This window comes from Streptococcus sanguinis, from assembly GCF_020729765.1.
Taxonomy (GTDB): domain Bacteria; phylum Bacillota; class Bacilli; order Lactobacillales; family Streptococcaceae; genus Streptococcus; species Streptococcus sanguinis_Q.
Window position 1 is genome coordinate 1 of sequence record NZ_JAJEPD010000068.1, and the last position, 615, is coordinate 615.

The window sequence follows — 615 nt, forward strand, 5'->3', positions numbered from 1 at the left end:
CTAATTCCTTTTTAATCTCCATGTGCGTCTTTTATGCAACAAGTCTGATTATTTATGGCGTTGCTAAAAATCAGGAAAAAAGAAAGAAGTAGAATTCTATGAATATCTTATTTACATTAAATGATGCGTTYGTACCTCAAGTTGCAACCTGTATGTGTTCTATATTTGAGAATAATAAATCTGCTGAGAATATTACAGTATATTTAATTGGCGAGAGGATAAGCCAAGAGAATCAAAATAAATAGGCTATCATCAGATAATGCTGTTTTCTAAAGATGGTCATAATGATATCAACCACTAGAGCAAAAACATTCAAAATACCGCCTATAAGTAATATTGTGAAAGGAAGTTTATACTCCTGTAATTGGATACCATAGACAGCACTAAGCACTTCTGTACCAATCAGATAGCCCAAAATAACAATAACAAGTCCTAAAACAGTCATTACTAGATTTAGCGTATTGACCTGTTTGAAAAATAGTGTAAATTTCTTTTCATTCCAATAAATGGAAAGCTGTGTAGTCAACGGTCTCAGGACGAAAAATAAAAGGGATAGGACAAAGACAGGCATGAATAGAACATTAAAATCTCTTTGAACCCCAGATGAAAAATAGC

At 32.6% G+C, this 615-nt stretch carries 2 pseudogenes; one reads left to right on the forward strand and one right to left on the reverse strand.

Annotated elements, in window-relative coordinates:
* Nucleotides 1-98: 98 nt before the first annotated feature.
* Nucleotides 99-242, forward strand: a pseudogene (locus K4H96_RS12340) (glycosyltransferase family 8 protein); the annotation flags it as partial.
* Here K4H96_RS12340 and K4H96_RS09280 read toward each other — a convergent pair.
* A pseudogene (locus tag K4H96_RS09280) lies at nucleotides 239-615 on the reverse strand (lipopolysaccharide biosynthesis protein); the annotation flags it as partial. The pseudogenes K4H96_RS12340 and K4H96_RS09280 overlap by 4 nt on opposite strands.